The 25,490-nt window shown below is 63.2% G+C and carries 23 protein-coding genes; 10 read left to right on the top strand and 13 right to left on the bottom strand.

The window, feature by feature from the left end:
• The 7 genes from rpmA to LJE63_00340 all read left to right on the top strand — a co-directional run bounded on the left by rpmA (nucleotide 1) and on the right by LJE63_00340 (nucleotide 5,661).
• Nucleotides 1-255 (top strand): 50S ribosomal protein L27, encoded by a 255-nt coding sequence (gene rpmA, locus LJE63_00310; protein MCG6905033.1) that lies wholly within the window; start codon nucleotides 1-3, stop codon nucleotides 253-255.
• Nucleotides 252-1,262 carry a GTPase ObgE gene (obgE, locus tag LJE63_00315; protein MCG6905034.1) on the top strand — a complete coding sequence of 337 codons (1,011 nt, stop codon included), beginning with the start codon at nucleotides 252-254 and terminating at the stop codon, nucleotides 1,260-1,262. Before rpmA ends, obgE begins: the two co-directional genes overlap by 4 nt.
• The gene (proB, locus tag LJE63_00320; protein ID MCG6905035.1) at nucleotides 1,246-2,388 is read left to right on the top strand and encodes a glutamate 5-kinase; all 1,143 of its coding nucleotides are present in this window, start codon (nucleotides 1,246-1,248) and stop codon (nucleotides 2,386-2,388) included. The genes obgE and proB overlap by 17 nt, the downstream gene beginning before the upstream one ends.
• A 73-nt stretch (nucleotides 2,389-2,461) precedes the next feature.
• Nucleotides 2,462-3,130, top strand: a complete 669-nt coding sequence (gene nadD, locus LJE63_00325) for a nicotinate-nucleotide adenylyltransferase (protein ID MCG6905036.1) — start codon at nucleotides 2,462-2,464, stop codon at nucleotides 3,128-3,130.
• On the top strand, nucleotides 3,127-3,525 hold the full coding sequence (gene rsfS, locus LJE63_00330) for a ribosome silencing factor (GenBank protein MCG6905037.1): 399 nt from the start codon (nucleotides 3,127-3,129) through the stop codon (nucleotides 3,523-3,525). The genes nadD and rsfS overlap by 4 nt, the downstream gene beginning before the upstream one ends.
• Complete coding sequence (gene gpmI / locus LJE63_00335; GenBank protein ID MCG6905038.1) at nucleotides 3,518-5,062, top strand: 2,3-bisphosphoglycerate-independent phosphoglycerate mutase; 1,545 nt, start codon at nucleotides 3,518-3,520, stop codon at nucleotides 5,060-5,062. Before rsfS ends, gpmI begins: the two co-directional genes overlap by 8 nt.
• A gap of 44 nt (nucleotides 5,063-5,106) precedes the next feature.
• Nucleotides 5,107-5,661 carry a type I restriction enzyme HsdR N-terminal domain-containing protein gene (locus LJE63_00340; protein ID MCG6905039.1) on the top strand — a complete coding sequence of 185 codons (555 nt, stop codon included), beginning with the start codon at nucleotides 5,107-5,109 and terminating at the stop codon, nucleotides 5,659-5,661.
• Between the two features lie 17 nt (nucleotides 5,662-5,678).
• Here LJE63_00340 and LJE63_00345 read toward each other — a convergent pair whose 3' ends face one another.
• Nucleotides 5,679-6,362, bottom strand: coding sequence for a zinc ribbon domain-containing protein (locus LJE63_00345; GenBank protein MCG6905040.1), 684 nt, complete (start codon nucleotides 6,360-6,362; stop codon nucleotides 5,679-5,681).
• A gap of 497 nt (nucleotides 6,363-6,859) precedes the next feature.
• Between LJE63_00345 and LJE63_00350 the strand changes: the two genes are divergently transcribed.
• On the top strand, nucleotides 6,860-7,927 hold the full coding sequence (locus tag LJE63_00350) for a GGDEF domain-containing protein (protein MCG6905041.1): 1,068 nt from the start codon (nucleotides 6,860-6,862) through the stop codon (nucleotides 7,925-7,927).
• A gap of 97 nt (nucleotides 7,928-8,024) precedes the next feature.
• Here the strand turns inward: LJE63_00350 and LJE63_00355 are convergent, their stop codons facing one another.
• The 9 genes from LJE63_00355 to glpA form a co-directional block, all read right to left on the bottom strand.
• Nucleotides 8,025-9,758: a glutaconyl-CoA decarboxylase subunit alpha gene (locus tag LJE63_00355; GenBank protein MCG6905042.1), complete on the bottom strand. Its 1,734-nt coding sequence runs from the start codon at nucleotides 9,756-9,758 to the stop codon at nucleotides 8,025-8,027.
• Between the two features lie 28 nt (nucleotides 9,759-9,786).
• Nucleotides 9,787-10,002 (bottom strand): biotin/lipoyl-binding protein, encoded by a 216-nt coding sequence (locus tag LJE63_00360; GenBank protein MCG6905043.1) that lies wholly within the window; start codon nucleotides 10,000-10,002, stop codon nucleotides 9,787-9,789.
• A 73-nt stretch (nucleotides 10,003-10,075) separates the two neighbouring features.
• Nucleotides 10,076-11,191: a sodium ion-translocating decarboxylase subunit beta gene (locus LJE63_00365; GenBank protein MCG6905044.1), complete on the bottom strand. Its 1,116-nt coding sequence runs from the start codon at nucleotides 11,189-11,191 to the stop codon at nucleotides 10,076-10,078.
• Between the two features lie 181 nt (nucleotides 11,192-11,372).
• Entirely contained in the window at nucleotides 11,373-11,765 is a 393-nt protein-coding gene (locus LJE63_00370; GenBank protein MCG6905045.1) for a carboxymuconolactone decarboxylase family protein, read from the bottom strand.
• 61 nt (nucleotides 11,766-11,826) lie between these two features.
• On the bottom strand, nucleotides 11,827-12,990 hold the full coding sequence (locus tag LJE63_00375; GenBank protein MCG6905046.1) for an acyl-CoA dehydrogenase family protein: 1,164 nt from the start codon (nucleotides 12,988-12,990) through the stop codon (nucleotides 11,827-11,829).
• 49 nt (nucleotides 12,991-13,039) lie between these two features.
• Nucleotides 13,040-14,242 (bottom strand): CoA transferase, encoded by a 1,203-nt coding sequence (locus LJE63_00380; GenBank protein ID MCG6905047.1) that lies wholly within the window; start codon nucleotides 14,240-14,242, stop codon nucleotides 13,040-13,042.
• A complete protein-coding gene (locus LJE63_00385) occupies nucleotides 14,214-15,050 on the bottom strand; it encodes an IclR family transcriptional regulator (GenBank protein ID MCG6905048.1) in 837 nt (278 codons plus the stop codon). Before LJE63_00385 ends, LJE63_00380 begins: the two co-directional genes overlap by 29 nt.
• Before the next feature lie 236 nt (nucleotides 15,051-15,286).
• Nucleotides 15,287-16,585: a glycerol-3-phosphate dehydrogenase subunit GlpB gene (gene glpB / locus LJE63_00390; protein MCG6905049.1), complete on the bottom strand. Its 1,299-nt coding sequence runs from the start codon at nucleotides 16,583-16,585 to the stop codon at nucleotides 15,287-15,289.
• Between the two features lie 65 nt (nucleotides 16,586-16,650).
• Nucleotides 16,651-18,201, bottom strand: coding sequence for an anaerobic glycerol-3-phosphate dehydrogenase subunit A (gene glpA, locus LJE63_00395; GenBank protein ID MCG6905050.1), 1,551 nt, complete (start codon nucleotides 18,199-18,201; stop codon nucleotides 16,651-16,653).
• Between the two features lie 227 nt (nucleotides 18,202-18,428).
• Here glpA and LJE63_00400 point away from each other — a divergent pair, with 227 nt between their 5' ends.
• Nucleotides 18,429-19,004, top strand: coding sequence for a manganese efflux pump MntP family protein (locus LJE63_00400; GenBank protein ID MCG6905051.1), 576 nt, complete (start codon nucleotides 18,429-18,431; stop codon nucleotides 19,002-19,004).
• 128 nt (nucleotides 19,005-19,132) lie between these two features.
• On the opposite strand, the gene LJE63_00405 is transcribed toward LJE63_00400, so the two are convergent.
• The gene (locus LJE63_00405; GenBank protein MCG6905052.1) at nucleotides 19,133-20,518 is read right to left on the bottom strand and encodes an aspartate kinase; all 1,386 of its coding nucleotides are present in this window, start codon (nucleotides 20,516-20,518) and stop codon (nucleotides 19,133-19,135) included.
• Nucleotides 20,519-20,659: 141 nt separating this feature from the next.
• Between LJE63_00405 and LJE63_00410 the strand changes: the two genes are divergently transcribed.
• Nucleotides 20,660-21,568 carry a CoA ester lyase gene (locus LJE63_00410; protein MCG6905053.1) on the top strand — a complete coding sequence of 303 codons (909 nt, stop codon included), beginning with the start codon at nucleotides 20,660-20,662 and terminating at the stop codon, nucleotides 21,566-21,568.
• Nucleotides 21,569-21,646: 78 nt separating this feature from the next.
• Here LJE63_00410 and cadA read toward each other — a convergent pair whose 3' ends face one another.
• Entirely contained in the window at nucleotides 21,647-23,779 is a 2,133-nt protein-coding gene (cadA, locus tag LJE63_00415) for a cadmium-translocating P-type ATPase (protein ID MCG6905054.1), read from the bottom strand.
• A 153-nt stretch (nucleotides 23,780-23,932) separates the two neighbouring features.
• Complete coding sequence (locus LJE63_00420) at nucleotides 23,933-25,459, bottom strand: YifB family Mg chelatase-like AAA ATPase (protein ID MCG6905055.1); 1,527 nt, start codon at nucleotides 25,457-25,459, stop codon at nucleotides 23,933-23,935.
• Nucleotides 25,460-25,490: the final 31 nt, after the last annotated feature.

Below are 25,490 nucleotides of genomic sequence, written 5' to 3' on the forward strand. Positions count from 1 at the left end.
ATGGCACATAAAAAAGCAGGGGGCAGTTCCAAAAACGGTCGTGACAGCGCCGGTCAGCGGCGCGGAGTCAAGTGTTTCGGCGGTCAGCCGGTCAGGGCCGGCAATATCCTGGTGCGCCAGGTGGGCACCAAGATCCACCCCGGAACCAATGTTGGCATGGGCAAGGATTACACCTTGTTCGCCAAAATTGACGGGGTTGTAGCGTACGAGCGCCTGGGCCGCTCCCGAAAAAAGGTCAGCGTTTACGCAGATTGAAATTCATTGACGAGGCCACGATCAGCGTGCAGTCCGGAGACGGCGGGCGCGGCTGCGTCAGTTTTCGCCGGGAGCGCTTCATTCCCCGGGGCGGGCCGGACGGCGGCGACGGGGGAAAGGGCGGCGATGTCCTGCTGCTGGCCACTTCGCGCAAACGGACGCTCCACCATTTCAAATACCAGCACAGTTTCAAAGCCGCCAACGGCGCCGGCGGCGAGGGCGCGCAGAAAACCGGTAAAAACGGCGCAGACCTCGTCATCGAGCTTCCGCCGGGAACCCTGGTCTACGATGCCCGCACGGGAGAGCTTTTAAGGGACCTGACCGCCGACGGCGAGAATTTTCGGGTCGCCCGGGGCGGACGCGGCGGACGGGGCAACAGACGCTTCGCCACCGCCACCAACCGGGCCCCCCGTTTCGCCCAGCCCGGAGAGCCCGGCGAAGCGCACCAGCTCAAGCTGGAACTCAAGCTACTGGCCGATGTGGGAATCATCGGCCTGCCCAACGCCGGCAAATCCACCCTCATCGGCGCCATATCCGCCGCGCGCCCTAAAACCGGCAGCTATCCCTTCACCACGCTCGAACCCAACCTGGGGGTCGTCACCACCGACTGGGGCGCCCCCTTCGTGGTGGCCGACATCCCGGGGCTGATTGAAGGGGCGCACCAGGGTGCCGGTCTGGGGATTCAGTTTCTGCGGCACATTGAACGCACCCGCCTCCTGGTTCACCTGATCGACGCCGGCACCATCGATTCCCGGCAGCCGCTGAGGGACTACCACGCCATCAACGCGGAACTGCGGTCCTACAAGCCCGAACTGGCGGCCAAACCCCAGATCGTGGTGCTCAACAAGCTGGACCTGCCGGAGGCCAAGCAGAAAGCCGCGGATTTTCAACAAGCCCTGCCCGAAATCGAGATTGTGTGCATCTCGGCGGTGACCGGCGAGGGCCTCCCAGCGCTAAAATCCAAGGTCGTCTGCCTTCTGGACAAATGCGATGAACAGTTACCGTAAAGCGTGTTTCGACCGGGCCAAGCGCATCGTCGTCAAGGTCGGCAGCAATGTCCTGACCGAAGACAACGGCCTGAATCTCAGGGCGCTGCATGCCATCAGCCATCAGATCAGTCAGCTCTGCAACCGCGGGCTGGAAATCATCCTGGTTTCCTCGGGGGCGATGGCCTCCGGCATGAAGAAAGTGGGCCTCGCCCGACGCCCCGAAGCGATCCCGGAACGTCAGGCGATTGCCGCCGTGGGACAGGCCACCCTGATTCGGGAATATGAAAAGGCCTTCGAAAAGGACAACAAAAAAGTGGCCCAGATCCTGTTGACCAGCGACGGCCTGGCCAACCGCAAGCGCCACCTGAACGCCCGCAACACCATCAATACCCTGCTGGAATGGCAGATCATTCCCATCGTCAACGAAAACGACACGGTGATGGTCCAGGAGATCCAGTTTGGCGACAACGACAATCTGGCCGCCATGATCACCCTGCTGATGAACGCCGATATTCTCATCAATCTGACCGACATCGACGGTCTCTACGACAAGGACCCCCGGCGCCACCGGGATGCCGCCCTCATCCCCCAGGTAAGCACCTTCAAACGTGAGATCGAAAAATTTGCCAGCGACATTCCCGGCGCCCTGGGCACCGGCGGCATGCTCAGCAAGATCAAGGCGGCCCGCAAGCTCACCACCGCCGGGGTGCCGATGGTGATCGCGCGCGGTGAAAAACTCGACATCCTGCTGGCGCTCTTCGCAGGCGAAAACCACGGCACCTTCTTCGTTCCCAAACAGGAGAAGCTCGCCAGCCGCAAATGCTGGATCGGCTTCAACCTCAAACCCCAGGGGGCGCTGCAGATCGACGCCGGCGCAGAAGAGGCGGTCCTGCACAAGGGCAAGAGCCTTTTACCCAGCGGCATCGTCGCGGTCGAGGGCGAATTCGGCATCGGGGCGCCGGTGGAATTCAAACGGGGCAACAGCGACGTCCTGGGTATCGGCCTGGTCAACTACAACTCGGCCGACATCCGCAAGATCATGGGACTGCGCTCCAACCGGATCAAGTCGGTGCTCGGCTACAAACCCTACGACGAGGTCATCCACCGCGACAACCTGGCGCTTACCGGCGAATTCGCGCTCTGAAGGCCCGCCGCCCACACAACCCGCACCAGGCTATCGCCCACCTTCCGGCAGCGCGGCAGATTAAGGGGTTTCGGTGAACCGCATCGGCCTTTTCGGAGGAACCTTCAACCCGATCCACCTGGGGCACCTGCGCTCGGCCCAGGAAGTGCTCGAAGCCTTTGACCTGCAGCGGATCCTGTTGATCCCCTCCGCCCTCCCGCCCCACAAGCAGCCGGAGTTTCTGGCCAGCGCCACGGATCGTCTGGCCATGATCCGCCAGGCCACCCGGGGGCACACCGGCCTCAGCGCGTCAAGCGTCGAAATCAAGCGCCCAGGCCCCTCCTACACCATCGACACGGTGCGGTTTTTCAAGCGCAAATTGCCGTCCGCCACCCGCTTGTTCCTGGTGGTGGGTCTGGACGCCTTTCTGGAGATCGACTCCTGGAAGGCCTGCCGCGATCTGTTCCGCTTAACGCCCTTTATCGTCATGATCCGGCCCGAAGCGGCAGCGGAGACCGACAATCAGACGTTCAAGCGGGTGGAGACGCTGCTCCAGGCGGCCATCTCGCCGTCTTACGGTTTTCGGCCCGCCCCCGACCGGCTCGCGGATGCCCACTTCCAGCCGGTCTATTTCATGAACGTGACCCCCTTGAGCATTTCCTCCACCCGCATCCGGGCGGCCCTGCGGCAGGGGCGCTCGATCCGCTACCTGGTGCCCGAGCGGGTTGAGGCCTATATCAGAGAAAAAGGAATTTATCGATGACGGCTGCCCAGGATACGCATATCGACCCTTTCGTAAAGGCCATTCTGGCCCGCAAGGCGCTCGGCCTGGTGGTGCTGGATGTCCACGACCTGACCTCCCTGGCCGATTATTTCATCATCTGCAGCGGCAAATCCAACCGCCAGGTGAGCGCCATTGCCGACCATGTTCAGCGGGAGCTGAAAAATGCGGGTATTCGCCCGCTGAGTGTCGAGGGGGCCCGGGAGGGCCATTGGGTGCTGCTGGACTACGGTTACGTGGTAATCCATGTCTTCTACGAACCGATCCGCCAATTCTACGATCTGGAGGGGTTGTGGGCCGACGCCCCGCGCGTTAAAATCGAGCGCCTGACGGACATCCAGACGACCTGCGGGGACAAGGAGGTGTGCCATGACTAGACCGAAACCGTGTCTGCTGATGATCCTGGACGGCTGGGGAATTCGGTCGGAAACCGCCGGCAACGCGGTCGCCATGGCAAAAACGCCCCATCTGGCGGCGCTTCAGGCCGCCTACCCGCACACCCAGCTGCAATGCGCCGGGCAGGCCGTCGGCCTTCCGGCCGGCATCATGGGCAATTCCGAGGTGGGCCATCTGAACATCGGGGCCGGCCGCGTGGTTTACCAGGACCTGCTGCGTATCGACCGCGCCGTGGAAAGCGGCGACCTGGCCCGCAATCCGGTAGTGCTGGACCTCTTCGGCCGCATTCGGGCCGGCGGGGGGGCGCTGCACCTGATGGGGCTGGTGTCCGACGGCGGCGTCCACAGCCAGCTGCGCCACCTCCTGGCGCTGCTGGAAACCGCCGCGGCGCAGGGGCTGACACGGGTTTTCGTCCACGCCATCCTGGACGGTCGGGACACCCCGCCGGACAGCGGTCTCGCGTATCTGGAGCAGCTGCAGGCGCATATTGCGCGGCATGCCTTCGGCGCCCTGGCCACGGTTTGCGGCCGTTTTTACGCCATGGACCGCGACAGCCGCTGGGAGCGCACCGAGATCGCCTACCGGCTCTATACCGAGGGCGAGGGGCGCAGCGCCCGCGACCCCCTTGCCGCTGTGCGCGAGTCCTACGGGGCGGGGGAAACCGACGAATTTGTCCGCCCTATCGTCCTCACCGACCCGACCGGCCGCCCGAGGGGGCTGGTGTCCGACGGCGACGGGGTCCTTTTCTTCAACTTCCGGGCCGACCGGGCGCGCCAGATCACCCGGGCCTTTACCGACCCGGCTTTCGACGGTTTCCTGCGCCGGACGCTGCCGGCCCTGTGCGGCTATGCCTGCATGACCCGCTATGACGAATCCTTCGACCTGCCGGTGGTTTTCCCGCCGGAAAAAATCCGGCGGGTTTTGGGAGAGGTCCTCAGCCGTGCTGGATTGACCCAACTCCGGATTGCGGAGACCGAAAAATATGCCCACGTGACGTATTTTTTCAACGGCGGCGACGAAACGCCCTTCGCCGGTGAAGACCGCTTCCTGGTACCCTCCCCCAAGGAGGTGCCGACCTACGATTTGAAACCCGAGATGAGCGCTCTGGCCGTCACACACGAGGTGCTGGCGCGGATCGCCGGCGGGCGCTACGACGTGATCGTGCTCAACTTCGCCAACATGGACATGGTGGGGCACACGGGGGTGCTGCCGGCGGCGATCGCCGCCTGTGAAGCGGTGGATGCCTGCGTGGGCCAAATCGTGGGCGCGGTCAGAGCAGCCGGCGGGGTGGTGCTGCTGACAGCCGATCACGGCAACGCGGAGCTGATGGCCAACGCCGACGGCAGCGTCCACACGGCCCACACCCTGAATCCGGTGCCGTTTATTTTGATCGACGACCGGCAACGCTCAGCGCGCCTGCGTCCGGGATGTCTGGCCGATATCGCCCCGACCCTTTTGTCCCTGCTGGAGATCGAGCGGCCGCCGGAGATGACCGGAGCGTTGCTTTTGGAGCGGTAAACCCCGGAAACTTCCCCGCAAAGGGTGTCCGGGGGAAGTGGGAGATGCTGGAAATGAAGGAGAAAGAGGTATTCGATGACACGCTGGTCGATTTTGTGACCGGCCAAACGGTCGGCGATATCGGGGCCGAGCGCAACCGTCAGGCGCTGGAGCGCTTCCTGGTGACCGAGAAGGGGTTCGCCAAAAGCGATATCGCGGTGGACCACGCCTTCGAAGTGACCGTCCAGGGGGAGCCGTACCGCTCCCGCATCGATCTTTTGGTCAGCGTGGACGGCGTGGGCTTCATGGCGGTCAAGTGTCCCGCCGGGTCCCTGGGCTCATGGGAGCGTGAAATCACGGCCGCGGCGCGCCTCGTCAACCGCCGGCAACTGCCGCTGGCGGTGGTTTGCGACGGCGCCGCAGCCGTTGTCATCGACACGGTTTCAGGCCGGAGAATCGGCAAAACAATGGCCGCCATTCCTTCCAAAACGGCGGCCCGGGAGTACCTGAAATCCACCCCGCTGCAACCGCTGGCGGCGGAGCGACGGGAGCGCGAGGCGATTATTTTCAAATCCTACGACATGATGCGGGTGAACGTTCAACACCCGCAGAGGGCTTGAAAGCCCCTCCGCCCGGACTATAAGCCGGCCACCTCCTTGCCGCAGTGCTTGCAGACCTTGGCCCTTTGCTTGATGATCTCGGCGCAGAACGGACACTCGCGGGTGAAAAAGCGCTGGTGGATGTGACCGATGGCGCTGTTGACTTTTTCCTGCAGGATCTCGTTTCCGAATTTCAGGTTGCGAAGGGGTTCCACCACCTCCAGATCACCAAAATCGCCGATCATCTCGGCCGCCTTGACCCGAACCCGGACCGGCTCGGTGGGGTCCAAAAGAATGCGTGAGACCGTCAGCCAATCTTTTGACGTATAGCACCCGGCCAACACCGAAAACCCGCGCTTGATGGCCTCCTTGAGGGCCTCCTGGGCCGCCAGGACTTCCTCGTCCACCACCTGGCCCTGGCCTCCCATGGAGCTAAAGACCGGCATGCATTCGAATTCTGGGGTTCCCGACCCGGGATAGCACACGGTCCGGTATGAGGAGTTGGAGCCGTATGTGTCTTTCATGTGCTCCCAGCCGCCTTTGTAAGCCGGGCAGTCGTCGTTGAAGCAGACGAACAGGTAGGGAACCCCCCAGCCGAGCCCATCGCTGAAGGCCACCGGCGGTACCTCCCAGATGCTCATTTCCTGACCGCAATGGGGACACTTGGGTTTTTCCTGGTTCAGGATTTTTTCGAGAACTTCCTCTTTGGTTTCAAAAGCCATGTAAGATTCTCCTCTTGATGCGCCAGTTGGCGCGACGGTGCAGCAAGCGTTGCCGATTTGGGGTGGCTAAGGGGGGTTTAAAGCTTGCCCCCGCGGCCTCTCGGCATACAACGCTAAGGACCTTTGCAGGGGTTGTCAACCTTGCCCCAGGTGCGTGCCCAGCCGGTTTCGAGCCGCACGCGGCGGCTGCGCACCCAGCGGCCCGCCGGGCGGTCGTCAACCTTTTGACGCCCCGTTGGCGCCGTTCCCATGGCCTGGCTGCGCCCCGGGCCCCCACCCGCTTGCCGGCCGACGGCGGGCGAGAAGCTTCGGCGGCCGCCCAGAACATTTTGCCCGCCACGCCCCCGGGCCAATTCAGCACCGGGGCAGGTTTTGCCGCCCATCGTCCCTCGAAATCTTAAATATTAAACAAATTCATAGTTTTATAATTTTGGTACGAAAAATGCTGTGCTTTACGGCAGGCCGCTGGCACTCATCTGAAGCAAGGACACAGGATCATGCCAAACCAGGAGACCAGATCGTTTCGCCGCCACACCTTGGCGCTGCTGAACCTCTTTTGGGGCCTGAAAAAAGGCGCGGATTACAAAACCCTCAACCACTACAGCCTCAAAATCAACCAGGCCCGCAGCCTGGAGGGCCTTCTGCTGGAGCTCGGGGGGTGTCTGAAAGCGCTTTTGAACTACAAGATGTTCGCCTTCGCGATGCAGGACGAGGAAAAGCTCACCGCCTGGGTCGACCCGCGGTTGGGCCGGCCGGCGCTGCAAAACATCCTGCAAAAGGATTTCAGCCAGACCGGCGCCCTGGAGATCCGTCCGCTGCGACAAGGGACGGAGGCCCTCCGCGCCCCGGTCACCTTCCAGACCACCGACCTCCTGTCCTACGTGCTGTTGGACGGCGCGTGCGTCGCGCGGCTCTACGTGCTGCCCAACCGACACATGTTCGCCTACCACAATGAGATTCTGCAGACCCTGATCAAGACCCTGGGCGTTGCCCTGTCCCATCTGATGACCGTCAAAAGGTTGGAAAATGCGGCAGCGGTGGACCCGTTGACCAACTGCTACAACCGCCGGGTCATGGACCGCCAGCTGGCCCACCAGGTGGCCAATGCCCAGCGCTACGGCCAGGAGGCCTCCCTGATCATGTTCGACCTCGACCATTTCAAGCAGGTCAACGACCGCTTCGGCCATCAGGCCGGGGACCGCGTTCTGCAGAAAGTGGCCGCGACCGTTCTCGGCACCATCCGCAAGGGGGATTACCTGTCCCGCTACGGCGGGGAGGAATTCGTGGTGATCCTGCCGCAAACCAAAAAATCGCACGCCATGGAATTGGCCGAACGGCTGCGCTCCAAAATCGAGAATCTGACCATCGGTCTTCCCGAGGGCCGCAGCCTTTCGGTGACCGCCAGTTTCGGGGTTTCCGCGCTCCGCCGCGATCTCGACGAGGCGGGGCTGCTGCGGGAAGCCGACGCCATGCTCTACAAGGCCAAAGCGGCCGGTCGCAACACGGTCATGCCCGGCCTCAAGCTCTGCGGGGCGGCAGCACGGTGGAAGGAATCGGTTTGCTGAACGGCGGCAAGGCGGCAGCCAAAAGCTTGGCAGCCGTTGGCAGCGATGAGACCAAACTGGACGGGACCCCGTATCGACGGGGCCCCGTCCGCCGCTTTCAGCCCTTGATGATTCTGGGCAGCAGCATGTGGTGCTGGGGGCAGATGGAGCGGGGATTCTGGTAGACCGCGCCGGCAAAAGCCACCAGATAGCTTCGCAGATCGGAGATCGGAACGATCTCGTCCAGCATCCCGGTCTTGGCGCAGAAAAGCGGCCGGGACTTGTCGTGGTAATCCCGGGCCAACTGGTTCATCTTCTCGATCACCGGCTCCAGCGGCCGCCCCGCCTCTTTTTCCTTCACCAGGCGGCGGGCGTAGGTGGCCACGGCAGCCGTCTCGCCGTGCATCACGTAGATTTCCGAGGCCGCCGTTCCCAGGGAAAAGGCGTTGTGGCGGTTGGCGGTGGGGCCCCCCATCACGTAGTGCGCCGCCGCCGAGCCCTTGCGCAAAACGATCAGCATCATGGGGACCTCGGTCTGCTGGATGGAATAGATCAGGGACTGCCCCAATCCCAGCAATTCGGCTTTTTCGGCGACATCCCCGACATCGATGCCGGAGGTGTCCTGTAGCCAGACGATGGGCAGGCGGTCGCGGCCGCACAGGGTCACGAACTCGTTCATCTTGATCAGCCCCTGGCGATAGAGCTTGCCGCCGATGCCGGGGTAATCGGCATACTCCGGGTAGCCCTTGCCCAGGTAGCCCTGGCGGTTGCCGATGCAGCCCACCAGAAAGCCGTCGATCTTGCACAGCCCGGTGTAGACCTCGGGGCCGTAGTCGGGCCGAAATTCCAGGTGCTCGCTGCCGTCCACCAGCCGCGCCAGGATCTCCTCGAAATCGTAAACTTTCTTGGGATCCAGAGGCAACAGCCGGTAGATGTCATCCACCGGAAAGCGGGGCTCCCGGGGCTCCGCCACCCGGAAAAACTTGGGGTGGTAGGCGGGCATGCCGGCCATGAACTCCTTCAGGCCGTCCAGCACCCCTTGCTCCTCTTCGTAGACATACCGGAAAAAACCGGTCTGGTCGTAATGAATCTTGACCGATCCGGGCGGTTTGGCTTTGAAATGTTTGGCCTTTTCGATCAGGGTTTCGGCCATTTGGGTGTCAAAGCCGCCCTTGGGGGCCATCCCGGAGACGATCCCGGCGCCGCCCACGGCGATATTGCAGTTTTTGTGGGCAAAAAGGATCGTCGGGCTGACCCCCTGGTAGCCACCGCCGGCCGGGTTGGTGCCGTAGATTCCCGCCAGAACCGGAATGCCCATCTGTTCGAGCTCCGCGTGCCGGAAAAACGGGGTCCCGGCCCCGCGCCGGTTGGCGTAGAATTTCTCCTGCTCCGGCAGCTTGGCGCCGCTGCAGTTCACCAGCCAGACCAGCGGCAGGTTGAAACGCTTGGCGAGATCGGTCACCCGCAGGATGTTCTCGGACTGGCCGGCCAGCCAGGCGCCGGCCATCACCTTGTTGTCGAAACCGACGATCACGGCCCATTTGCCGGAAATTTTGCCCAGGCCGTCCACCACATTGGTGGTGCCCTCCTCGTTGTCCAGGGGGTTGAAGAGGGTGTGCAGCGGGCACCACGTGCCGGGCTCCACCAGGTACTCCAGCCGCTGCCAGACGGTCATCTGGCCGCGGGCGTTGATCTTTTCAGTGGGGAAGCCGGCATTCTTGACTTTCTCCACGGCCTGGGCCACCTCGGCTTCCACTGCCCTGAGCTGCGCCACGTTTTCGTCGGTGCGCTTGAAAGCGCCTTTTTTCAACTCACGGCCGAAATCGGCCATCTTTTCAAAATACGGTCGCATCTTTCACTCCTGTGGTTGGATCCGCTGACTATTCGATCACGGCCAGAACATCGTCCTCCTCGACCTCAGCGCCTTCCTTGACCCGGATCTCCTTGATGGTGCCGTTGCAGGGGATGAACACCGGCGTTTCCATCTTCATGGCCTCGATCACCATGGCCTCCTCGTCCTCCTCGACCGCATCCCCGACCGCGATATTCACCGCAACCACCTTGCCCGCCAACGGGGCTAAAATTTCTTCTGCCATTTCAAATCCCTCCATAATTTGGAATTGAGTTTCATCAAACGCGATGGACGCCGCTGTGATGAGGGCTGGTCTCTTAGCCCAACAGCGTCAAAAATATGCCGGCCGCCACCACCGTACCGATCACCCCGGCGACATTGGGACCCATGGCGTACATCAGCAGGTAATTTTTCTTGTCCGCCTCGGCGGCCACCTTGTGCACCACCCGGGCGGCCATGGGCACCGCCGAAACCCCGGCGGCGCCGAGCAGCGGGTTGATCTTGTTGCGCGAAAAGAGGTTCATCAGCTTGGCCAGCAGGATGCCGGTGGCCGTGCTGAACATGAAGGCCGAAAGCCCCAGGAAAAAGATGAAGATCACCTTGGGTTGCAGAAAATTCTCGGCGTTCATGGTGGCCCCCACGGGCAGGCCCAGGAAAATGGTCACGATGTTGAGCAGCTCGTTTTGGGAGGCGTGCGTCAGGCGCTCCACCACCTTGGCCTCGCGAAACAGGTTGCCCAGCATGAACATCGCCACAAGCGGGGCCGAGGCCGGAACCAGCAGAATGATAACGATCGCCGCCACGATGGGAAAGACGATTTTTTCCAGGGGTTTGACCTTGCGCCCCTTCTGCATGCGAATGACGCGCTCGCTGCGGGTGGTCAGGAGCTTCATGATGGGGGGCTGAATGATGGGCACCAGCGCCATGTAGGAATAGGCCGCCACCGCGCAGCTGCCCAGCAGGTGGGGGGCCAGCTTGGTGGCCAGGAAAATCGTCGTGGGGCCGTCGGCCCCCCCGATGATCCCGACGGTCGCCGCCTCCTTGAGATCAAAGCCCATGGCGTAGGCCACGAAAAAAGTGAGGTAAACACCGGCCTGGGCGCCGGCCCCCAGAAAAATCAGCCGCGGGTTGGCCAGCAGGGGCCCGAAGTCGGTCAGGGCCCCCAGCCCCAGGAAAATCAGCGGCGGGATCACTTCCCACTGGATGCCGTAGTGGTAAAAGCGCCAGAGCAACCCCTCGCCGGGCGTCATCAGGCCGCTCAGGGGCAGGTTGACCAGCAGGATGCCGAATCCGATCGGCAGCAGCAGCAGGGGTTCGTAGTCCTTGGCAATCGCCAGGTAGATCAGGACCAGGGCGATGACCCACATGATCAGCATGCCCGGCGTCAGGTAGAAGACACCGGATGTCTTGAAAAGCGCGATGAGGGTGTGCATTTACTTTTCCTTACGGCCTCCGATCTTGTCGGTCACCCGGGATGTCAGCCGAATGGCGCCGTAGAGCACCGCCATGGCAACAAAAACGCCGGCAAGGCCGGAGATGAAAATGGTGATCGCCTCTTCCATCGCTGTCCTCCTTTTTTTCATACTTCCCGGCGGGTGTCGCCCAAGTGCCGGCCTATGGGGTCAGGGGCCACTGGCCGCGCTCTTCCAGGACCGCCTGGAGGGTCTTCAGCGCGGCGTTGGTGGCCGGCATCCCGCCGTAGATGAAGGTCTGAAAGATGGTTTCGGCGACCTCCCGCGGGGTGCAGCCGACGTTCAGGGCGGCCTGCAGGTGCAGCTTGAGTTCGTCCAGGCGCGAGAGCACCGTAAGGGCCGCGACGGTGATCAGCTGGCGGGTTTTGTGCGGAATTTTTTCCCGCCCGTACATCTGCCCGGTGATGAAAAGCGACAGGTCCCGGGCGAGTTCCTTGTCAAAGGCCTTCCACAGCTCGTAGGGCTTTTCGCCCTGGACCCCTTCGAAATAGAGGGCCGCCACTTTCCGGGTTTTCTCCACAATCTCCTGGCTCACGGCAATCTCTCCTGGATGGTTTGAATGTCAACGGCCTCCCCCGGCGGAAAGGCCGCCCCTGCTAGCGGTTGGCCTTGCGGATCCCCAGCTGATCCTGGGCGATGATCCATTTGCAGATATTCGAGGAGCCTTCCACCATGGTATAGGTCGGCGCATCGCGGTAGAAGCGGGCCACCGGGTACTCGGTGGAATAGCCGTAGGCCCCCAGAATGCGCATGGCGTAGTTGGCGCACTTGGTGACGGCCTCCCCGGCGAAGTACTTGGCCATGGCCACATCCAGCCCGTTGTTGAGCTTGCCCTGATCCTTGGCCCAGGCGGCCTTGTAGACCAGCAGGCGGGCGGCCTCGATTTCGGTGGCCATCTGGGCGATCATGTCCTGGTTCATCTGGAAGGTGCCGATCGGTTTGCCGAACTGCTTGCGGTCGTTGCAGTATTTGATGGCGGTGTCCAGACAGGCCTGGGCCAGGCCGACGGCCCCGGCGGCGGCGGAAAGGCGGGTCTGGTTGAGCGAGCTGAAGACGATGCGGGCGCCGTCGCCGGGCTGGCCGAGGATGTTCTCCTTGGGAATGCGCGTGTCGCTTAAGAAAACCTCACCGGTGGGGCTGGAGTGGGAGCCCATTTTGTCCAGCCCCGAGGTCTTGACGCCGTTGAAGTTCTTGGGTTCCAGAACGAAGGCCGAAAGCCCCCGGGAACCCTGGGAGCGGTCGGTGTAGGCGTAATAGATCAGCACGTCGGCGACGTTGGCGTTTGAAATCCAGGTCTTGGAGCCGTTGAGCAGCCAATGGTCGCCCTTGTCCTCGGCGGCGGACTGCATGGCCATGACGTCGGAGCCCGCATCCGGCTCGGTGATGGCAAACCCGCCGATGTATTCGGCGCTGACCAGCTTGGCGATGTACTTCTTGCGCAGTTCCTCGCTGCCGTATTTATAGATGGTGAAGGCGCAGCCCAGGGTCTGCATGTTGACCTGGACCCGCAGGGAGCTGGAAGCCCGCGCGATCTCCTCAGTGACGATCATGGCCGCCAGCCAGCCCATATCCTCGCCGTTGTAATCTTCAGGGATCACCGTGCCGAAAAACCCCAGCTCACCCATGGGCTTCATGGCCTCCTTGTAGGGCAGGTAGTGGTTGGCGTCCCATTCATCGGCGTTGGGGGCGATTTTCTTGGCGGCAAATTCCCGCACCGCATCCCGCAGCATCTCTAAGTCTTTGGAAAGTTTGAAATCCATGGCGTCCTCCTGGGTGAAGTTGGGTGTCAAAATTGCTGGCGGCCGGGGTTCAAATCACCCCGTTTTGCCGCAGGCTTTCGATTTCAGCGGTGCTCAGGCCGAAGCGCGCCTGCAGAAGCTCCTCGGTGTGCTCCCCCAAAAGCGGCGGGTGCCGTTTGATGTCGCAGGGGGTTTGACTGAGCTTCATCGGGCTGGCCACCATCTTGACCGTCCCGGCGGTGGGGTGCGGCACCTCGGCGAGCATGCCGCGAAAAAGCAGCTGGGGATCGGAGAAGACCTTGTCGAAGGTGTTGATCGGACCGCAGGGGATCTTCAGCTTGCCCAGTTCGGCCAACCACTCCTCCGCCGGCCGTTTGAGCATGGCCCGGGCCACTAGCGGGATCAGCGTGTCGCGGTTTTTGACCCGTTCGGGGTTGGTGGTGAAGCGCGGGTCGTGGGCCAGATCGTCCAGCCCCGCCAGCTGGCAGAATTTCTGCCACTGCTGGTCGTTGCCCACCGCCAGGGCGATATAGGTGTTGTCCCGGGTCAAAAACGGCTGGTAGGGCACGATGTTGGGGTGGGCGTTGCCGTAGCGTTTGGGAAGCTCGCCGGAAACAAGGTAGTTGCTGCCCACGTTGGCCAGCCAGGCCACCACCGAGTCCAGCAGGGCCATGTCGATGTACTGGCCCTGGCCGGTTTTTTCGCGGTGGCGCAGGGCCGCCAGGATGGCGCTGCAGGCAAACATCCCGGTGGTAATGTCCACGATCGCCACGCCGACCTTCATGGGCGGTCCTTCGGGCTCCCCCGTGAAGCTCATAACCCCACCCATGCCCTGAATCATGAAGTCGTAGCCGGGCTGATCCTTGTAGGGGCCGTCCTGGCCGAAGCCGGTGATGGAGCAGTAGATGATACCGGGGTTTTCCTTGCGCAGGTCCTCGTAGCCCAGCCCCAGCCGGTCCAGGGTGCCGACCATGTAGTTTTCGATGACGATATCGCTTTGACGGGCCAGTTTGCGGATCAAGGCTTGCCCCTCGGGGTGCTTGAGGTTGACCGTCAGGCTGCGCTTGTTGCGGTTGACGCACAGATAGTAGGCCGCCTCGCCGCCGGCCTCCGGCGGCCCCCAGCGGCGGGTGTCGTCTCCCACCTGCGGCCGTTCGACCTTGATCACGTCCGCCCCGAGATCACCCAGCATCATGGAGCAGTAGGGTCCCGCCAGAACCCGTGAGAGGTCCAAGACGGTGATGTCACTCAGCGGTTTTGGATTCGCCTGCATTGATGTCTCCTTTTTCTGACGTCCTGCCTTGCAATTCCCCATCGTGGCCCATGACCTGGGAGAACTCACGGGCGGTCTGACACAGCTCCTGAAGGCAGAATTCCCGGTGCCGGTCATCCTTGTAGCGAATCTCCGGCAGGGCGAGGCTGAGGGTCGCCAGCAGCTGGCCGCGGTGGTTTAAAACCGGCGCGCTCAGCGACCCCAGGCCGGGGTTGCGCTCCCCCAGGCTGACCGCGTAGCCCTGGGCCGCGATTTGCGCCAGTTCCGCGCGCAGGGCGTCCAGATCGGTGACGGTGTGATGGGTCAGGGGGGGGATGGCGGTCAGGTTCTCGAGATACTGCTCCCGGAATTCCGCTTCACAAAACGCCAGCAGGCACTTGGAAGACCCCCCGGCGTAAAGGGGGGAGCGGCTGCCGATGGGCATCGTGGCCTTGAGCGTTTGGGGGGATTCCATGTTGTCGATGCACACCCGGTCGGTGCCCTCCCGGATATTGAGGTGCACAGTTTCCCGGGTGCGGGTCACCAGGCGCTGCATGAAGGGCTGGCTTGCCCGGGTGATGGGGTAGGTGCCCTTGAGCGCGTGCAGAAAACCGTAATAGACAAATCCCAGGCGATACTGGCGGGTGGCGGCGTCCTGCTCCACGAAACCGTTGGCCTTGAGGACCTGCAGGATCCGCTGGACGGTGGCCGGGCTGAAGCCCAACTGCGCGCTGAGCTCGCGGACGCCCCAGGAGGTGCGCTCGGCCTGGAAAGCCAGCAGGATTTGCAGGGCTTTTTCGATGGAATTGAAATGGGCAGTTTGTTTCATATATCAAAACACTGTTTTATTTTTTTCTTCGTATGCCAGCCTGAAACCGGTTTGTCAAGAGGAATCTGCAGGCGCTCAAACCGGCCGGGAAGGCCTGTGGTGGAGATGGCGCGGAGGGGCTCGCTGGGCGGCCTGGGCGGGGAGAAGGTTCCCGCCCTGGTGACGAAATCCGCGGCCGGAAAGGGGTGCCCGGCCGGTGATGGGACCCGGAAAAAGGGCCCAGCTGGGAATGAATGCTAGTCCAGGGTGCCTGCAAGCGCCCGGCGGCAGGCCCTAACGGCGCCCAGGGCGGTGGCGAGGGCCAGGCCGCTGCCGCACTTCATGCGCATCCAGTCCTGGTGCGCCAGAATGGCGCCGGCGGCGAAGAGTTGCCTGAAGGCCGGCCGGCCGGTGGTGGCGAGGGGCCGGAAGTGGCGGTCGGTCGCGATGCCGGCCTGGTTGACGGGATGGCCCCGGGAGTCCAGAAAATCGCGCCGATGCCACTGCCGCCGATCCTGGGGCTGAAATACCGGCAGATCAAGCAGCGTTTCACGGATGCGGCCGCGCTCGGCGCGCAGCCCCGCGCCCAGAAACCGGCCGGTGGCCATCAGCAGGCTGCGGCACGTCAGGCGTGTTTGAAAGCCTGGCCGACCGGCCACCTGAAGCGCAAACCCCCCGTCACCCAGGGGTTGCACTTCCGTCACCCGCTGCTCCAGAAAAAGCCGCACCCCCTTGCGGGGCAGGTGCTGTTCACAGGCTTCCTTGAGCCGCAGGCCGGGAACTGAAGGCGGAATCGAAGGGATTTCAAAAACCGGCCGCTCAAGGGCCGTCGAAAGCGCTGCGGCCACTGCACGGCAGCCGCCGACGCCGAGAATCGACGGCAGCCCCACCACCTCGGCCCCATCCAGGTGCGGGCGGATGGCGGCCGCCAGGTCTTCGATGGCGGCGGGCAGTTCCATGGCACGGGCCATCTTTTCGGGGTAGACCTCCCCGCCCTGGGCGCCGGGAAAGGCCACCGTTGCGGCGCGCAGGTGCGGCCAGGACGCTGCCAGGCTGGCCGCCATCTGAGGCGCACTGAAACCCTTGAGGCCCTTGATGGCCACGATGAGACAGCGCCGGCCGGCCGCCCGCGCCGCGACCCCCGGCTGCATGCTGGCCGGCAGGGCATAGGTAAGTTTGAAGGTCCCCAGGGATGTCAGCACCGGGCTGTTGCGGCCCGGGTCGATCCAGTAGGGCAGGCCGGCATCGGCCAGGAAGGCGCAGAACTCGGTGAACGCCCCTTGGATGTCGGCCTTGGAAAGCCGGGCGTACGGGTGCCGGGGAAGGTCCCGGCGGAGGGCGTCCACAGCCGCCCAGGGGTCCCGCCAGATTCTGCCCGTGGCTATGGGGTGAACCCCCAAGAGGTCCAGCAGCCCGCTGGCAAAAATGATTTCAGCGCTGCTGCCCACCTGTGCCACGGTCAGGCCGCGGTTGACCGCCAACAGAGCGGCGGCCATGCCGGCCATGCCGGCCCCGATGACGATCAGGTCAACCGGCGCTGAATTCTGGTCGCTCATGTTTTCTCCGTTCCTTTACTTGGGGGCGGCCGGCACCGGTCTGCCTGTCCGCGAGTCGCGCCGATTCAAAGCTCCAGCCCGAAAAGACCGCAGTGCAAGGCCTCCTGCAGTTCCTCCTGGACCAGAGAGCGGCCCCACAAGACGGGCCGCAACCCCTTCCAGCGGCTGGCGAGAAAGGCCCGGATGTCGGCCGGCCCATCCCCCGCCCCGAGCAGACCCCGGTCGCAGAGGTAGGCGGCCAGCCGCACGGCACAGAAGGCGCCCTGGCAGGTTCCCTTGCCGATGCGGCTGCGCAGCCCGATGGCGCGGATGTCGACCACCGCCTTCTGACGCCGGATGGCATCGACGATCTCGTCAACGGCGCTTTGGGGCACCATTTCACACTCGCACAGCAGCAGATCGTCGGGATCCTGGGCTTTGAGCCACAATCGGGGCGCCAGCCCGGGCGCCGCCCAGCGGCTGGCGCCACCCGACGCCAGGGGCTGGACAGCGGTCCGACAGGCCGCGGCGACCCCCAATTTGGCGCAGACCAGATCGGCGGTTTTTTCGGCCATCTTACGGTAGGTGGTCAGCTTCCCCCCGGTGATGGTGACCAGGTTGTCACACCCTTCGGCGGCATGATCCACCAGGGCAAACCCGCGGCTGACGGCACGGTCGTCATGCGGGGTCTTGGCGCCGACCAGCGGCCGGACACCGGCATAGGCCCGAATGAAGCGGGTCGCCGCAAGCACCGGCACCATTTTTGAGGCGGCGTCGATGATCCGGTCGATCTCCGGTATGGTCGGCCGGCAATCTTCCAGCCGGTCAAGCCGCACGGAGGTTGTACCCAGCAGCGAGACTGTGCCGCCGGGCACCAGGATGTCGGCGTCGGCGGAGGACCGCAGCCGGTTGATGACCCGCCGGGCCAGGCGCCGTTCGGTCACCAGCAGACTGCCCTTGGAATACAGCATCGGGATTTCAAGGCCCGCCAGGGCGGCGACCTCCGCGGCCCAGGCTCCGGCGGCGTTGACAAACTGGGCGGCCTCGACGGTCAACGCCGCACCGCTTTGCATGTCGCGCAGAAGCGCGGCTTCAAGCCCCCGGCGACACCGCCGGAAGCCCGTCAACCTGGTGTGGGGCCGCACGTCGGCCCCCAGGCTCAGGGCCTCGTCGATATTTTCGAACACCAGTTTGAATGGATCGATGGCCGCATCGGGCACCTTGAAGGCCGCGATCAGTTTTTCCGAGAGAACCGGCTCCATTTCCCGGGCCTCCCCAAGCGCCAGCGGCTCGCAGGCAACACCGCACGTGTGGCAGTGGGACGGAAAATCAGCGACATAGCGCTCATCATCCCCTGCCACCGCCGCGAACAGGCCCCCGGTGTCCTCGATGCAGCCGGCCGCAACCTTTTTCAGAATCGCCCCTTCCACCGCGCATTCCATTGCCGCCTGCGGGTCCTTGGCCACGTAGCGCGCGCCGCTGTGCAGCAGCCCGTGGTTGGCGCCCGATGCCCCCGCGGCGATGTCGCCGCGTTCAACCAGCAGGCAGGGCACCCCGCGCAGGCTCAAATCCCTCGCAAGCCCGGCGCCGGTCGCTCCGCCGCCGATGATCAGCACCTGGGTTTTGAGCAGGGTCATGGGAGCCTCCTTACTTTTTGTATAATGGAAAACTGGCAGCACCTGCAAGATCCGATCGCCGGGCGAATTGCCAGCGCCCATCTGCGAGCATTATGTTTTCTGATCAAGATATGGTAGTTTTAAAAAATAGAGGGGGAAGGCCTCTGACCGACATCAATCTGCTCGGATTTTAGACAGTTATTCCGAAAAACCCGATTTTCCAGCCCGATGAGGTATCAACCGTGCAAATGCTCAACATCGCGGCCCTGGCCGTGGCGCTGGCCATGGATGCCTTTGCGGTGGCGATTGCCGCCGGTGTGACCCTTAAAAAGATCAGCTTTCGTCAGAACTTCCGGCTGGCCTGGCATTTCGGGTTGTTTCAGGCCATGATGCCGGTTATCGGCTGGGGGGCGGGAATCCACATCAGGCACTGGATCGAGAGCTTCGACCATTGGGTCGCCTTTGGCCTGCTGGTCTTTGTCGCCCAGGGAATGCTGCGGGCGGCGTTCCGAACCGAAGCGCCGGACCAGGAGCGCAAAGACCCCACCCGCGGCGCCACCCTGGTGATGCTTTCGGTGGCGACCAGCATCGATGCCCTGGCCGTGGGGTTGAGCCTCTCGCTGATCAATATTTCCATCTGGACGCCGGCCCTGATGATCGGCCTCGTGGCGGGCGCCTTCACCACGGCGGGAATGCATCTGGGAAAAATGATCGGCGCCGCCCCGTATCTGAGCCGCTACGCCGAGGGTGCGGGCGGGATCGTGCTGGTGCTGATCGGCATCAATATTCTGCACGAGCACGGCGCGCTCGGGTTTTTGAGCTGATCCGAGGGCGCCGGTGCCCTTGGCTTTTAACCCTGCCCGGTGAGCGAAGCTCTACCCAGTGGGGCGCTCTGACGCGAGACGGCGGCTGCCCAGCGCCGCTTGCCCTGCCGCGCGGGGTCCTTCCGGCATCAGAGAAGACAGCGCGGCTGGGAGAAAAAGGTGCTGTGAATCGCGGTCACGGCCTTTTGCAGGTCTTTCAGCCGCACCAGAAAATAGAGCGCCACGCGCGAGGGCCCGAAGGAGATCATCTCAACGTTCACGCCGCAGGCCTCAACGGCCGCGAAACAGCGCGCCGCGATGCCCTTGCGCCGGGCGATGCCCTCCCCCACGATGCTGATCAGGGCGACCCCCGCCACCTTTTCCAACTTGCGGTAGGGCCGCGGCGTGAGGCCCTGCAGCGCCTCCTGGGCCGCATCGAGGTCCCTCAGGGAGAGCAGCAGGCTGATGCAGGTCTGGGAGGTGACCACAGACTTGATGTTGATCCCGGTTGCGGCCAGACAAACCGCCACCTCGGCCAGAATACCGGGGCGGGCCCCCACCCCGGAGGCATGGATTTTGAGAATCCCGATGTCGGTCTGGTGGGCCACGCTTTTGATCACGGTCTTCGCCAGAAGACGCTTGGCGGAGATCAGACTGCCGGGGGCGTCCGGGTTCAGGGTGTTTTTGATGGCGATCTGGAGTTTCCGGCGTCGAAGGGGCTCCACAGTCCGGGGGTGGAGGATTTTGGCGCCGAAGTAGGCGAGCTCGGCGGCCTCGTCGTAGGAAATCCGGGGGATCAGCTGCGCCTCGGGGATGATGGTCGGGTCCGCGCTCATAAAACCGGCGACGTCCTTCCAGACCTCCAGTACCTCAGCGCCCATGGCCGCCGCCACCACCGCGGCGGAATAATCGCTGCCCCCGCGGCCAAAGGTCGTGATGGCGCCCAGCTCACTGACCCCAAAAAAGCCGGGGATCAACAGGACCATCCCGTTTTTAAGCAGGGAGGCCAGGTGGTGCTGGAGGTTTTGGGCGGTGGGGCGCATCTTGACGGTGGCATCGCCGAACTTGCCGTCGGTGACCAAACCGATTTTGTGGGGCAGCCGGTAGCCGGCCTGCAGCCCCCGGCTGCGCAGCACAAAGGCCAGCAGGGCGGCTGAAAAACGCTCCCCGTAGCTGCAGATCACATCCCGCAGCCGGGCGGTGATTTCACGGGTGAAATTCAGGCCGTAGAAATAGCGCTCCAGTTCGGCCAACTGCCGGGTCAGCTCCCGGCCGTATTTTTGGACCGCCTGACTGTCGCTCAGGAGATGGCGGGCCACCAGCAGGTGACGGCTTTTGAGGCGACCGATGATGCCGGGGATATTTTCTTCATCGGCCAGGGCCTTGGGGATGCTCTCGATCAGCAGGTCGGTGATGCCGCTGAGCGCCGAGACCACCAGGATATTGCCGCGCCCCCGAGTGGCGATCAGCTCCAGGATCCGGCCGACGGCCTGTTTGTCCTTGAGACAGCCGCCGCCGACTTTGATGACTTTCATGCGCCGCTTCCTTTCCCGCCCCGGGCGGTTTGAAGGCCCGCCGATATTCTGATATAGGCCAGGGGGTCACCCATCAAACGCCAGGCTGCGGCCCGCGGCGGGAATCCGCCGCCGCGGACGGCAAAGCCGGAGAGATATGCCATGAAACCCCGACGCTCGACCTTGTCCGTTCCCGGCCACGTGTTGAAAATGCACCCCAAAGCAGCGGCCAGCGCCGCCGACGTCGTCATGCTGGATCTGGAGGACAGCGTTCCGCTGGACGCCAAGGACGCGGCCCGGCGGCAGGTCATCGACTCCCTGCAGACGATCGACTGGGGGTCGAAGACCGTGACGGTGCGCATCAACGGATTGGACACGGCCTACGCCTACCGGGATCTGCTGGAAGTGGCGGAAGCGGCCGGCGACCGCTTGACAAGCATCGTGATCCCCAAAGTCGATCACCCCCGGGACATCCACTTCGCCGCCCGCCTCCTGGACGGCATCGAGCTGCATTGCGGCCGGGAGCAGCCCCTGGGGCTGGAGGCCTCAATCGAAACCGCTGCCGGGCTGCAGCAGGTGGCGGCCATCGCCGATGCCAGCGACCGCATCCAGACGCTGGTTTTCGGCATCGCCGACTACTCGGCCTCCATTGGCGCGCGCCTGGTCTCCCTCTCGGGCCACGGGGAAGGGGAGGAGGCGCTCTATCCCGGTCACCGCTGGCATTTCGCCCTCAGCCGCCTGGTCATGGCCGGCAAGGCCCGCGGCCTGATGGTGATCGATGCGCCCTTCGGCAATTTCAAGGACGCCGAGGGGCTCCAACGCGCCGCGGTCACGGCCAGCGCCCTGGGCTGCGATGGCAAATGGGCCATCCACCCCGACCAGATAGGGACCTTAAACCGAGTGTTCAGCCCCTCCCCCGAGGAGATCGCGCGCGCCGGCCGGATTCTGGACGCCTTCCAGCAGGCCCGGGGACGGGGTGCCGTCGCCGTGGACGGCCGCATGGTGGACCAGGCGACCGTGCGCATGGCCCGCCAGCTGTGGGAGCAGGCCCGGCACCTGGAGCTGGTGTGAGAAAACCGACGGCGCGGTATTTTGGTTCGTCACCACGGCGCAGGTCTCGACGCCCGGCGGAATCTGTGTCGGGCGCCCTCAGGAGGCTTTCTCACGAAAGGCCCGTGTTGCGTTGAGCAAGGCCAGCAGGGCGGTACCCATATCGGCGAAAACAGCCTCCCACATGGTTGCCAATCCGAAAGCGCCGAATGACAGGAAAACCCCCTTGATGAAAAGCGCCAGTGCGATATTTTGGACAACAATTTTTCGGGTATTCTTGGCGATTCCGACTGCTTCGGCCATCTTGGATGGCGCATCGGTCATCAGCACCACATCGGCGGTTTCAATGGCCGCATCCGACCCCAAAGCCCCCATGGCCACCCCCACATCGGCCCGCGCAAGGACTGGCGCATCGTTGATGCCGTCCCCCACGAAAGCAACTTTTTCATCTTTCGGGGCTTCCGCAATGATCTCTTCCAAAACACGGACTTTATCTTCCGGCAGCAATTCGGCATGAAATCGGTCCAGGCCGAGCGCTGTGGCGACGCTTTGGGCGGCACAGGCGTTGTCGCCCGTCAGCATCACCAATTTGCTAACGCCTCTGGAGCGCAACCTTGCCACGGCCTGTTTTGCATCTGGTTTCAGCAGGTCACCAATCCGGATGTGGCCGGCATACTGCCTATCCACCACCACGTGAACGACGGTGCCGTCAAAAACACATCGTCCGTGATCGATTTCTTTCTCATGTAAGAGCGCGTCGTTTCCAACTGCGATATTTTTTCCATCATAGACGGCTGCGACCCCCTTTCCGGGAATGGCGACATGATCGCTGATCCGGGAAGCATCGATGGCCGATCCCGTTTCCTTTACTGCCGCAACAATCGATTTGGCGATGGGGTGGTCGGAATGAAACTCCGCGGCGGCAGCCATCTGGAGCACTTGCTCGGAGGTAAAGCCATCGGCGCTTACAACCCGATCCACTTTGAAAACACCCTGCGTCAGGGTCCCGGTCTTATCAAAAACCACCGTTTTTACCTTCGCAAGAACATCTATGAAAAGCGACCCCTTGACCAGGATACCTCTTCGCGATGCGCGGCCGATCCCCCCGAAATACCCAAGCGGAATGCTGACCACCAGGGCACACGGGCAGGAGATCACCAGCAGCACCAAAGCGCGATAAATCCAGGTGGAAAATAACGCATCCGCCAGGATCAACGGCGGCAAGAGGGCGATGGCCACCGCGATGGCCACCACCACTGGGGTATAATACCGGGCAAATGTGGTGATAAACTTTTCGGTGGCGGCCTTGCGGGAGGTCGCGCTTTCCACCAACTCCAGCACGCGGGCGATGGAAGACGCCTCAAATGGTTTTTCGACGCGTATCGTCAGCGCCGATGCCGCATTGATGCAGCCGGCCATAACCGGATCACCCGGACGCACCCGGACCGGCACCGGCTCGCCGGTCAAGGGCGAGGTGTCCACCTGTGAAACGCCCGCGACCACCCTGCCGTCCAAGGCGATTTTTTCGCCGGGCCTCACCAGAATGATATCGCCAATCTTCACCCTCTCGGGCGCCGTTTCCTTCAGCCCCCCTTGGGTTTTCAGCAAAGCCCGGTTGGGTCGAGCCGCCAGCAAGCCCCGCACCGAGCGCCTTGATCTGGAAACCGCCACCTCCTGGAGCAGCTCGCCAATCTTGAAAAACAGCATCACACCGACTGCCTCTGACAGCGCGTGGATGGCCATGGCTCCGAGCGTGGCAACCACCATGAGCACGTTTTCATCGAAAAACTGCCCGCGCCTCAGGGTTTGCAGTGCGCCTTTGAAAACTCGCCAGCCAGCCAGCAGGTATGCGCTGATTACAGTTGGATAGGCCACCCAGACCCAGAGGCCCCGGTACAACCGATCTTCAAAAACAAGGTGAACCGCGAAGATAATCCCAGCGATTGCGATAACCCCGATCTGCTTCTTAAAACCGGTTGCCTCTGTTGCAACGCTATCTTCGACTTCAAACTCCTGGCTTGCGGCTGCGATCTTGACGTTGGGTTCTATCCGCCTGACCGCCGCCATAGCCTTCGGTATGTCGGCGGCCTTTATGCGCAGGGTAAGCGTTGCAAAATCCAGGGTTGCCGCCTCGACCCCTTCTGTTTTCAGCAGTTCGCGCTCGATTCTGGCCGCACAAGTTGCGCAATCTATATTTTCAACCCTGAATTTTCTTTCTTCCATGGCCTGCATGCAACGCTTCCCTCTTGGTGGAACCCAAAGAAAGTGGGAATCGGTCAACTTGTGATCGGGGTTATTCGATTCGCGGAAAAATCAATACCCGCTTATTCACGGAGATGGCGGCATTCGGCGAGCCGAGGCAGTGTCCGAATATGATTTTTTTCGTTAAACGTTCCGATCCAAATTCCTGTACTGAATCGCCTCGGAGATATGATTGGTCCCGATCGTCTCCGACCCCGCCAGATCGGCGATGGTCCGGCTGATCTTGAGGATGCGGTTGCAAGCCCGGGCCGAGAGGCCCAGCCGGTTCACGGCGGTCTCCAGAAGTGTTGATGATTTCGCGCCGATGGTGCAGTGCTGGCGGATGTGGCGGGAGCCCATTTTGGCGTTGCAGTGGATGCCGGCGCGCTTGAACCGCAGCGTTTGGACCTCACGCACCCGTGAAACCCGCTCCCGGATCGCTGAGGAGGGCTCACCCGCTCTGCCGCCGGTGAGGTCCTTGTAAGGCACGGCCGGCACCTCGACGTGGATGTCGATCCGGTCCAAAAGCGGCCCGGAGATCCGGGAGCGGTAGCGGTTGACCTGGGCCGGGGAGCACCGGCATTCGTGTGCGGCGTCCCCCAGATAACCACACGGGCAGGGGTTCATGGCCCCGATCAGCATGAAGCTGCAGGGGTAGGTAAGGGTCGATGCCGCCCGTGCGATGGTGACCTGGCGGTCCTCAAGCGGCTGGCGCAAGACTTCCAGGACATTCTTTTTGAACTCGGGCAGTTCATCCAAGAAGAGCACACCGTTGTGCGCCAGGCTGACCTCGCCGGGTTTGGGCACATGCCCACCGCCGATCAGCCCGGCATCTGAAATGGTGTGATGCGGCGCCCGAAAGGGCCGCTGCCGCACCAGGGCCTGCCCCCGCTGAAGCATCCCGGCAACGCTGTAGATCCGGGTGGTTTCGATGGCCTCCTCAAAGGTCAGGGTCGGCAGGATCGTCGCAATCCGCCGCGCCAGCATGGTTTTGCCCGAGCCCGGCGGCCCGATCATCAGGAGGTTGTGCCCCCCCGCAGCGGCAACTTCCAGCGCCCGCTTGACGTGCTCCTGGCCTCTGACATCGGCGAAATCGACGCCGGCCGGCTCATCCGACAGCAGTTCCTGCCCCACCGCGGATTCGTGGGGCGCAATGGATGTCAGCCCCCGCAGAAATTCGGCGGCCTGGGAAAGCGTTTCAACCGGGATGACCGCCACCCCCACCACCACGGCCGCCTCCCGGGCGTTGTCGACGGGAACGATGATCCCCGCATACCCGGCGTCGCGGGCGGCCAGGGCGGTGGAAAGGGCGCCGGTGACCGGTTTTACGCGCCCGTCCAGGGACAGCTCGCCCAGCACCAGGTAGCCGTCCAGGGCCGCCTGATCGATGACCCGCGTGGCCGCCAGGAGGCCCAAGGCGATGGGCAAATCGAAGCCGGTGCCCTCCTTCTTGATGTCCGCCGGGGCGAGGTTGACGGTGATGCGGTCATCCGGAAATGTGTAGCCCGAATTTTTGATGGCCGACTTGACCCGGTCCTTGCTCTCCCGGACGGCGGTTTCCGGCAGGCCGACCATATTGAAGACCGGCAGGCCGGCGGCGATGTCCACCTCCACCTCCACCGCGTATGCTTCGATTCCGATTACGGAGCTGCTCAATACTTTGGCCAGCAAGGATTATCCTCGATTCCAGGGGTCAACCGCC

It is taken from the genome of Desulfobacteraceae bacterium (genome assembly GCA_022340425.1).
Classification (GTDB): domain Bacteria; phylum Desulfobacterota; class Desulfobacteria; order Desulfobacterales; family JAABRJ01; genus JAABRJ01.